Below are 10,011 nucleotides of genomic sequence, written 5' to 3' on the forward strand. Positions count from 1 at the left end.
GACTGGATCGCCGCATCGATCGGCTGGATCGCATTCACGTCCTGGATGAAATCGCCCAGATTGCTGTCTTCTTCATCCCCGATCGGGGTTTCCAGGCTGATCGGCTCCTTGGCGATCTTGAGCACCTTGCGCACCTTGTCGAGGGGCATTTGCAGCTTCTCGCTGAGCTCCTCGGGGGTGGGTTCGCGCCCGATTTCGTGCAGCATCTGGCGACTGGTGCGCACGATCTTGTTGATCGTCTCGATCATGTGCACCGGAATGCGGATGGTGCGCGCCTGGTCGGCGATCGAGCGGGTGATGGCCTGGCGAATCCACCAGGTGGCATAGGTGGAGAACTTGTAGCCGCGGCGATATTCGAACTTATCGACCGCCTTCATCAGCCCGATATTGCCTTCCTGGATGAGATCGAGGAATTGCAGGCCGCGATTGGTGTATTTCTTGGCGATGGAAATCACCAGGCGCAGATTGGCCTCGACCATTTCCTTCTTGGCGATGGCCGCCTCGCGCTCACCCTTCTGCACCTTGTGCACGATGCGGCGATATTCGGCGATATTGAGGCCGGTCTCGGTGGCGAGCGTGGCGACGTCGCCGCGAATCTCACGGACGGTGTCGGCTTCTCGGCGGGCGAACTCGGCCCAGCCCTTGCCTTCAAATTGAGCCAGATTCGCTTCCCAGGCCGGGTTCACTTCCTGGCCATAATAGCTTTCGAGGAATTTCTCGCGCTTGACGCCATAGCTTTCGGCCAGGCGCAGCAGGCGCCCTTCCAGCTTCACCAGGCGCTTGTTGATGTCATAAAGCTGCTCGACCAGGCTCTCGATGCGGCTGGCATTGAGCGAGAGCGACTTGACGTCGGCAATCACCGCCATGCGCAACTCGGAAAGCTTGCTGGTCTCGGCATCCGAAACCACGGCGCTGCGGTCCTCGGCGTGCTTGTCCTGCATTTCGCGCATCTGCCCATAGGCATTGGCGATGCGGTCGAATGTCTCCACCACCTGCGGCTTGAGCTCGGCTTCCATGGCCGAGAGCGACAGCGCGTTCTCGAATTCGTCGTCGTCTTCCTCGACCGGGTCCTGCGGGGCCTGCGGCTCCTCGGGCACATAGTCGTCCTCGTCATCGGACGAAGACGCCTTCTTGGGCGCAGGCTTGGCCTTCTCCACCACTTCGGGCTTGGCCGCCGGACGCTCAACCGCGATCTCGGGCGCCGCCTGCTTGGCGTCGGGACCGGCATAGGTGGCTTCCAGGTCGATGATGTCACGCAGCAGGATTTCGCCCTGCGCGAGCTGGTCGCGCCAGATGATGATGGCCTGGAAGGTGAGCGGGCTTTCACATAGCCCCTCGATCATGGTTTCGCGGCCGGCCTCGATGCGCTTGGCGATGGCAATCTCGCCCTCGCGGCTCAAAAGCTCGACCGAGCCCATCTCGCGCAGATACATGCGCACCGGATCGTCGGTGCGGTCCGAGCCGGCCTTGGTGTTGGAGGTGGTCGAGACGGCGGTGCTGCTGCTCGAAGCGGCGACCTCGGTGCCGTGATCGTCCTCGTCCTTTTCGACCTCGGTCTCCTCGACCTCGTCCTCATCGACGACATTGATGCCCATGTCCGAGAACATGGACATGAAGTCCTCGATCTGCTCGGATGAGACCTCATCGGAGGGCATCACCGCATTGAGCTCTTCGTAGGTCACATAGCCGCGCTTCTTGGCGATCTTGATGAGCTTCTTGACCGCGGCATCGGAAAGGTCGAGCAGCGGGCTGTCATTCGTCGCCTCTGGGGCGCCGGCTTCCGGCTTCTCGGTTTCCTTGGTGGTCTTGGGTGCTGCCTTCGTGGCCATCTGGTACTCCGTCGGAACCCGTAGCGCGCGGGTCCGGGTAAGGCTTAAGTGGGGACACCTCAAGGCAAGGTAAAGGTTTCGTCACCGAGACGTTAACGCCTATTGTCCGTGACGGGTTCGCTCCGTTGCGCAATCACCATACGCAAAGCCGCGCGTACCCACAGCCGCCGGGATTTTTCCCTAGAAGCTGCGCGTCGCGCGTCCCGATAGCGAACCAAAACCTTCGATCAATGCCTCTGTGCCATCGACAGTGGTAATCTGGTTCTTGATATCCCGCAGCCTCTCAAAGGTTTCTTCGCTCGGGTCTTCGCCCAGCGCCGCTTCGGCTGCCTTGAGTTCCCTATTTAGCTGAACTTTCTTGTTATGCAAGGCCAGGGCATGACTCAATCCGGTTTCCGCATCCGTCAGGGCAATCTCGGAAGCCACCTGCCAGACGCCCTGGCGCACCAGCGTGTCGTTCATTTTTTCGAGCACCGGCCCATGGCCCCGCACGCCAAGGGCGGCGCGCAGATCGTCGCTGGAAATATCGTGATGGCGCACAACCAGCCCCAGGATTTCCGAAAGCACCTTCTGGGCGGTGGGCGTTTCGAAATCCAGCGCCGCTAGGGCTTCGAACTTGTCTTCCACCAGCATGGGGTGATTGACCAGGCTGAGGATGATGGTGGCCTCGCGTGGGGTCGCCTCCATCACGGCGCCGGGCTTGAGCAGGCGCGAATTGCGCAGCGTGTCACTCACCACCAGCCGGGGCGTACCGCGCCCGGGATAGCCATAGGCCCCGCTCTGGCCGTAGCGCCGCTCGCCGCCGCGCGGCTCGAACCGGCTCTGGCGCATGGGCGCGAAAAAGGCACGCAGCTTCTCATCGAACGCCTGTGCATAATGAAAGCGCACGGAACCGTCCTGGATGGAATTGGCCCGCTCGCGCAGACGTGCCTGCAAGGCCGCCCGCGCCTCCGGCGTTTCGGGCACCAGACCGCCGGTTTCCATGCTCCAGATGACATCGGAGAGGCTGCGCGCCCGCTCGATGACATCGGCAAACCCACCCCGTCCCTGCGATTTTATCAGGTCGTCGGGGTCCTGCCCCTCGGGCAGGGTAGCGATGCGCACGGTAAAGCCGGGCCTGAGATGGGGCAGCACCAGATCGGCCGCGCGCTCGGCCGCCTTGAGGCCGGCTCTATCGCCATCGAAACACAGCACCGGGTCGGGGCTCATGCGCCAGAGTAGTTGCAGATGCTCCTCGGTCATGGCCGTGCCCAGAGGCGCCACCGTACCCTCGAATCCGGCGGCAACCGCCGCGATCACGTCGAGATAGCCTTCCACCACCACGACGCTGCTACCCTCGCGCGCGCCCTGCCGGGCGCCCTGCCCGTTATAAAGCGTCTGCCGCTTGTGGAAGAGCTCGGTCTCGGGGGAATTGAGATATTTCGCCGGCACGTCGGCCGACATGGCGCGCCCGCCAAAGGCGATGATGCGCCCGCGAAAATCGCTGATCGGAAACATCACGCGGTTGCGGAACCGATCATAGGTGAGCGGGTCGCCGTCGCGGCTGGCCACCAGCCCCGTATCGATCATGTCCTGCGCCGAAACGCCATTTGCCGCCAGATGCTCCTTGAGCCCATTGCGGCTGTCGGGAGCGAAGCCGACGCGGAAACGCGCCTGGCTCTGCACCGAGACGCCCCGATCGAGCAGATAGCCGCGTGCCCGCGCGCCGACATTGGCCTGCAACGCCGCCTCGAAATACTGGGTGGCCAGTTCCATAACGTCGTAAAGCGTCTTGCGCTCGGCTTCGCGCTTCTCCGCCCGCTCGTCGCGCGCCGGCATGGGCAGGCCGGCCATGTTGGCGAGCTTTTCCACCGCCTCGGGAAAGCTCATGCCCGCCTTCTCGGTGAGGAAGCGGAAATGGTCTCCGCTCACCCCGCAACCGAAGCAATGGTAGATACCGCGCCGGTCATCGGCGTGGAAACTGGGGCTCTTCTCGCCGTGAAAGGGACAGCAGGCCCACATATCGCCCTTGGCCGGCTGGCTCTTGCGCTTGTCCCAGAGCACATATTCGCCCACCACCTGCGTAATCGACAGGCGTTGACGAATTTCATCCAGGAACTGATCGGAAAAGCGCATGCGTGTTAACTAGGGGCTTGCGCGCCTAAAGTCACCATTTAGGTTTGAGCCTCTTCGAGAAGGAAGCTGCCATGGCCCGCTCCGGCAAGATGCCGATCGCCGTTCTCCTGGCCCTGACACTGGGACCCGCCATTGCCATCGGAGCCACCCTGTGGTTCGTGACCGACCTCATTCCTCAATGCGTGGTCGAGGAAAACCAGCGCCTGACCTCGCCGGACGGACAATATGACCTGGTGGTCTTTTCGCGCGATTGCGGCAACACCGAGCCCAACAGCCAGGCGGCCCTGGTGCCGGCGGGCGACGAGGTGCCGTTTGACGCCGCCAGCTTCGCCTCGATCGGAAACCATGCCCCGATGCGCGCGCGCTGGGATGCCTACGGCAATATCGAACTCAGCCTGCCGGTAGATTCGGAAATCTACCGGCTCGATGAAAGCGTGGCGGGGATCGATACGGTCTACCTGTCCGATTAGCTCGCCTTGCTGGCCTTGTAGAGCCGCCAGGCCCAGCCGAAGAGCCCGAAGGCGAAGAAGATCAGCAGGACCCCGCCGAACATGATGCTGATCGAGACGGTGAGCAGGGGGAAGAAGAGGAAGACCAGGCCGAGCAGCACATAGGAGGCGCCCGAGAGCACCACCGGCCAGATGCGGGCATAGCTGGCGCGTTCGCGCACCACCACCACGATCTGCATGATGCCCACGATCAGCGCCACCACGCCGACAAGCCCCGCCAGGAACGCCGCCGTCAGCACCGTGGCCAGAAGCGGGCTGATGACGATGAGCACGCCCAGGATCAGGGACAACGCGTTGCCCGCCACGTCGAACCAGTAATTACCGCTCTTGCCGCCACCGAAGGTAAGGCTCCATAGCCCCAATATGCCATCGACGATGAGCAGGATGCCGCCCGCCAGCACCAGCACGGTGAAGGCCGCGTCGGGCATCAGCAGGGCATAGAGCCCGGCAATCAGCATCAATACCCCGCGCAAGGCCGTGGCCAGCGCAAACCGCTTCTTGATTTCGGCCGATACAGTCATGTTCGCCTCCTCGGGCAGACTCTCCATGGCGTCGCCCTCAATCTAGCGCAGCCAACCGCCTTGCCAAGCACCCTTGTGGCGCGCATGGCGGCCGTGTTGTCGATTGCGGCCGAACCGCTTCCATGGTTAGAGGCACCGCACTCCAGCTCTGCGCGCGGCGGTTTTTCATGTTCCTTCCCCTCATTGCCCTGTTTCTCGCCGCCTTCGCCTTCGGCACGGCCGAATTCGTCATCGCCGGCGTGCTCCCCGACGTTGCCGCCGGGCTCGATATTTCCGTGCCCATTGCCGGCTATCTGGTCACCGCCTACGCCATCGGCATCGCCGTTGGCGGGCCGGCGCTGACGCTGGCGACCAAGAAATTCTCGCGCAAGGCGCTCATCATCGCGCTCGGCACCGTCTTCACCCTGGGCCATGCGCTCTGCGCCCTGGCGCCGAGCTTCGAGCTCCTGCTCGTCGCCCGCGTTCTCGTCGCGGTGGTACACGGCGTTTATTTCGGCATCGCCCCGGTGGTGGCGGTCAATCTGGTGCCGGTCGAAAAGCGCGGCTTCGCCGTGGCCCTCATCCTGTCGGGCCTCACCGTCTCCAACATTCTGGGCGTGCCGGGCGGTACCGCCATCGGCACCGCCTTCGGCTGGCGCGCCACCTTCTGGGCAGTCGGCGCCATGGGTTTCCTGGCCACGCTCGGCATCGCGCTCTTCTTGCCGAAAAGTGCCGGCGCACAGAGCACCGGCGGCAGCTTGCTGCGCGAAATCAAGGCGCTGGGCCGGCAGGCGGTCTCGACCTCCCTGCTCATCGCCATGCTGGTGATGGTCGGTCAATACAGCCTGTTCACCTATATCGCGCCGCTGCTGCTGGAGGTAACCGGGCTCGACAATACGAGCATTCCCTGGGTGCTGCTGCTCTATGGGGTGGGCTCGACCATCGGCGTCTTCATCGGCGGAAGGCTGGCCGACTGGAAGCTCATGCCCTCGCTGATCGCCATCCTGTCGGCCCAGGCACTGGCCTTCGTATTGGTCTATTTCGTCAGCCCCTATCCGCTGGTCATGGCCATCGCGGTGCTGTTCTGGGGCGGGCTCAACTTCGCTTTCGGTTCGCCCGTGCAATCGCGCATCCTGGCGGCCGCGTCGGACGCGCCCAATTTCGTTTCGGCGCTCATTCCGTCCTGCTTCAACATCGGCATCGCCATTGGCGCGGTGCTGGGCTCGAGCCTGCTCGAAGCCGGCGTCGGCTACCGCAACCTGCCCTTTATCGGCGTCGGCGCCATGATCCTGGCTGCGTTGGTCGCCACATTCTCCTACCGGCTGGACCTGCGCAGCGGCCGGCCAGCCATGGCAGGAAAATAAAACAGCCCGCATCGACACTAACGCCATGGTTACCATGCGCACTTTAGCTAACCGCCGGAAAGGTTTCCTTCGGTTAAGTCCGGCATAGTGACGCCCACATTCGGATCGGCCTCTCGCACAATGATCGATAACGGCACATTGATGGTGGCAATCGCGTTTTCCAGCGCGGCCCTGATGATTACGCTCATCATCGGCTGGCTGGGTTCGCGCCGCGACACCCATATGCTGAGCTGGGCCCTGAGCATGATCTTCGTGGTCGCCGCGCTCTCCACCACCAGCACACGCGAGGACCCCTTCAATACCTGGCAGCAGATCGGCTCCTACACCGCGCTGCTGACCGGCATGGGCTTCATCTACCAGGGGGCCAGCCTGTTCCGCACCGGCCATGCGCCGACCGCCATGATCGCGGCGGTCTGGCTGACCTCGGTGCTGGCGCTGGGCCTGGCGTTCCGGCTCGGCTATGCCGGGCTGGGCACCATCGTGCTCAACCTGGCCTGCGCCGCCGCCATGTTCGGCTCGGCCGCCCAATATTGGCGCGCGCGCGCTGAAGCCCCGTTGCATCTGGCCGCCATGGCCGCGCTCTATGCCGGAACCGGGGTCTCTTTCCTCGCCTGCGCCCTCGTGCTCATGTTCGAAGGTCGCATGGTGCTGCATGTGCCGCCCAGCAACTGGGCCGAGGAAATCAACTCGCTGATGATCATCGTCGGCATCACCGGCATCGGCGCGCTCTCGCTGACCCTCAACCAGTCCCGGGCGACGCGCCGCCACCGCCAGGAAGCCCTGACCGACCCGATGACCGGCCTGCTGAACCGCCGCGCCCTTTTCGACCGCTTCGATACGGCAAGGCTCGAAACCGGCACGGCGATCCTGATGTTCGACATCGACCATTTCAAGCGCATCAACGATCTGCGCGGCCATGCCGCCGGCGACGCCGTCATCACCCATTTCGCCGCCATACTGCGCGAGAACATGCGGCCCGAGGATACGGCCGCCCGCATCGGTGGCGAGGAATTCTGCGCCATTCTGCCGGCGATGACGCTGGAACGGGCCAAGGCCGTCGCCGAAGCCGTCCGCGCCAGCTTCGAATCACGCCCTGCCCCGCTGGAAAGCGGGGCCATTTCCGCTACCACCAGTGTGGGCGTGGCCACCTGCGGGGCGGAAGAGACCTTCTCCTCGGTACTCAACCGGGCTGACAACGCCCTCTATAAAGCCAAGGACAGCGGCCGCAACACCGTGACCACCGCTCCCTTGCGCCTTATTGCCTGATCGGGCTAGCCGGCGAGAGCCGTCCGCACCTTGCCGCTCGCCTTGCCGAAATCGATCCGGCCCGGATAATCGGCCTTGAGTCTGGCGATCACCATGCCCATGTCCTTGGGGTCCTGGGCTCCCGTCGCGGCAATGGCCGCGGCGATGGCCGCTTCCACTTCCTCATCGGTGAGGCCCTTGGGCAGGAACTCGTTGAGGATGTCGATCTCTTCCTTTTCGATGGTAGCCAGGTCCGACCGGCCCGCCTGCGCATAGATGGCGAAGCTCTCTTCGCGCTGCTTCACCATCTTTTGCACGATGGCCAGGATTTCCTCATTGGTCGCGGGGCCGCGATTTTCCTGCCTGATGGCGATATCCTTGTCCTTGATGGCCGCCGTGATCGCCCGCAAGGTCGCGGTACGCCGCTGGTCGCGGGCCTTGAGCGCGGTCTTGAGCCCCTCGCTGAACATCTCGCGCATGGGTCTTTCATCCTCTTGCTATGCAATTTATGGCCCCCATATAGGCGTAATAAGCCGACGACGCCACTTGCGCCGCCGCCTCCGGGCTTCTAAAGGGAAGCCTCAACCACCATCTTTCAACCCTTGGAGGCCCACCGTGACCGGCTGGCAGCACCCCCCCGCGACCGCTCTTCTGATCCTGGCAGACGGGACGCGACTGGAGGGACGCGGCATCGGCGCCATTGGGCACGCCGCAGGCGAAGTGTGTTTCAACACCGCCATGACCGGCTATCAGGAGGTGCTGACCGACCCCTCCTATGCGGGCCAGATCGTCACCTTCACCTTCCCCCATATCGGCAATGTCGGCGCCAATGACGAGGATATCGAGACGGTCAACATGGCCGCGCTCTCGGGCGTCCGCGGCGTCGTGCTCAAGGCCGACATCACCAATCCGTCCAATTACCGTGCCGCCGAAAAACTCGACGCCTGGCTCAAGAAGCGCAATATTATCGGCATTACCGGCATCGACACTCGCGCCCTGACCGCCCGCATCCGCGAGCATGGCATGCCCAATGGCGTCATTGCCCATGAGCCGACCGGCCTGTTCGATGAAGCCTCGATTCTGGCCGAACTCAAAGTCTTCCCTGGCCTGGAAGGGCTGGACCTGGCGGGCGAAGTCACTTCCACCCAGACCGGCCAGTGGGACCAGACCGGCTGGGAATGGAACAAGGGCTATGGGCGTCTCGAAAATTCCGACCTGCATGTCGTGGCCATCGACTATGGCGCCAAGCGCAATATCCTACGGTGCCTGGCCGATCAGGGCGCGCGCGTGACCATCGTTCCGGCGACGGCGACAGCCGCCGAAATCCTCGCCCATAATCCCGATGGGATTTTCCTGTCCAACGGCCCGGGCGACCCGGCCGCGACCGGCAAATACGCCGTTCCCACCATCAAGAAGCTGATCGAGACCGGCAAGCCCGTTTTCGGCATCTGCCTGGGCCACCAGCTCCTCGGCCTGGCCCTGGGCGGCACCACCGCCAAGATGCATCAGGGCCATCACGGCGCCAACCATCCGGTCAAGGACCTGACTACCGGCAAGGTGGAGATCACCTCGATGAACCATGGCTTCGCGGTGGAGAAGGCCAGCCTGCCCGCCGGCATCACCGAAACCCATATCTCGCTGTTCGACGGCTCCAATGCCGGCCTCAGCGTCGACGGCAAGCCGATCTTTTCGGTGCAATACCACCCCGAGGCCAGCCCGGGCCCGCGCGACAGCCATTATCTGTTCACGCGCTTCCTCAACCACATCCGCGCCCAGAAGGGTATCGAGCAGCAGCCCGAATCGGGCGCTTCGGCGGCCTGAACGGCACGATCCGTTCCCAGGCACGGCGTCATCCCGGCCTCGAGCCGGAAACCGTCTCCACATGCTCTCCCGCACATCAATGGCGGGGGTAGCCTTCAGGATGGATGCCGGCCTCCGCCAGCATGACATGGTGCTGGCGGATGGCTCGGTTGAACGCTGAACCGCGTCAGATACTTCCCGAGAACGTATCACAATCGGCTGGGTTGCCGGAGCGGTAGCCACGTTCGAACCAGGTTTTGCGCTGCGCCGAGGTGCCGTGATTGAAGGTCTTGGGCACGGCATAGCCCTGCATGCGCTTTTGCAGCGTGTCGTCGCCGATCTGCTCGGCGGCGTTGAGGGCTTCCTCGATATCGCCATTGTCGAGCAAATCCTCCTGCCCGGCATAATTGGCCCAGACGCCGGCATAGCAATCGGCCTGTAATTCCACCCGCACCGAATAGGCATTGGCCTGGGTGGCGCTCATGGCCTGGCGGCGGCGGTTGAATTCCGGCAGCACCCCGGTGAGATTCTGGATATGGTGACCCACCTCATGGGCCAGCACATAGGCCTGGGCGAAATCGCCCGGCGCCCCGAACTGGTCGCGCAACTGGTCGTAGAAGCTGAGGTCGATATAGACCTTGCTGTCGCC

At 63.6% G+C, this 10,011-nt stretch carries 9 protein-coding genes; 4 read left to right on the top strand and 5 right to left on the bottom strand.

What is annotated here, in order from left to right; all coding sequences use genetic code 11:
• The coding region (gene rpoD / locus VDP82_RS08660; RefSeq protein WP_323014448.1) for an RNA polymerase sigma factor RpoD at positions 1–1,829 on the bottom strand (1,829 nt) is incomplete at its 3' end.
• 180 nt (positions 1,830–2,009) lie between these two features.
• Entirely contained in the window at positions 2,010–3,944 is a 1,935-nt protein-coding gene (gene dnaG, locus VDP82_RS08665) for a DNA primase (RefSeq protein WP_323014449.1), read from the bottom strand.
• A 71-nt stretch (positions 3,945–4,015) separates the two neighbouring features.
• Between dnaG and VDP82_RS08670 the strand changes: the two genes are divergently transcribed.
• A complete protein-coding gene (locus VDP82_RS08670) occupies positions 4,016–4,414 on the top strand; it encodes a hypothetical protein (RefSeq protein WP_323014450.1) in 399 nt (132 codons plus the stop codon).
• Here the strand turns inward: VDP82_RS08670 and VDP82_RS08675 are convergent.
• Positions 4,411–4,974 carry an HdeD family acid-resistance protein gene (locus tag VDP82_RS08675; protein WP_323014451.1) on the bottom strand — a complete coding sequence of 188 codons (564 nt, stop codon included), beginning with the start codon at positions 4,972–4,974 and terminating at the stop codon, positions 4,411–4,413. The two genes, VDP82_RS08670 and VDP82_RS08675, sit on opposite strands and share 4 nt — an antisense overlap.
• A gap of 167 nt (positions 4,975–5,141) precedes the next feature.
• On the opposite strand from VDP82_RS08675, the gene VDP82_RS08680 reads away from it, so the two are divergent.
• Both VDP82_RS08680 and VDP82_RS08685 read left to right on the top strand, forming a co-directional pair.
• A complete protein-coding gene (locus VDP82_RS08680; RefSeq protein WP_323014452.1) occupies positions 5,142–6,317 on the top strand; it encodes an MFS transporter in 1,176 nt (391 codons plus the stop codon).
• Positions 6,318–6,437: 120 nt separating this feature from the next.
• Entirely contained in the window at positions 6,438–7,583 is a 1,146-nt protein-coding gene (locus VDP82_RS08685) for a diguanylate cyclase (RefSeq protein WP_323014453.1), read from the top strand.
• 5 nt (positions 7,584–7,588) lie between these two features.
• Here the strand turns inward: VDP82_RS08685 and VDP82_RS08690 are convergent, their stop codons facing one another.
• Positions 7,589–8,041 (bottom strand): GatB/YqeY domain-containing protein, encoded by a 453-nt coding sequence (locus VDP82_RS08690; RefSeq protein WP_323014454.1) that lies wholly within the window; start codon positions 8,039–8,041, stop codon positions 7,589–7,591.
• Positions 8,042–8,177: 136 nt separating this feature from the next.
• Between VDP82_RS08690 and carA the strand changes: the two genes are divergently transcribed.
• Positions 8,178–9,383, top strand: coding sequence for a glutamine-hydrolyzing carbamoyl-phosphate synthase small subunit (carA, locus tag VDP82_RS08695; protein WP_323014455.1), 1,206 nt, complete (start codon positions 8,178–8,180; stop codon positions 9,381–9,383).
• Positions 9,384–9,549: 166 nt separating this feature from the next.
• On the opposite strand, the gene VDP82_RS08700 is transcribed toward carA, so the two are convergent.
• Positions 9,550–10,011, bottom strand: a 462-nt coding sequence (locus tag VDP82_RS08700) for a neutral zinc metallopeptidase (protein WP_323014456.1), incomplete at its 5' end; no start/stop codon positions are given.

This window comes from Devosia sp. (assembly GCF_034675085.1).
GTDB lineage: Bacteria > Pseudomonadota > Alphaproteobacteria > Rhizobiales > Devosiaceae > Devosia.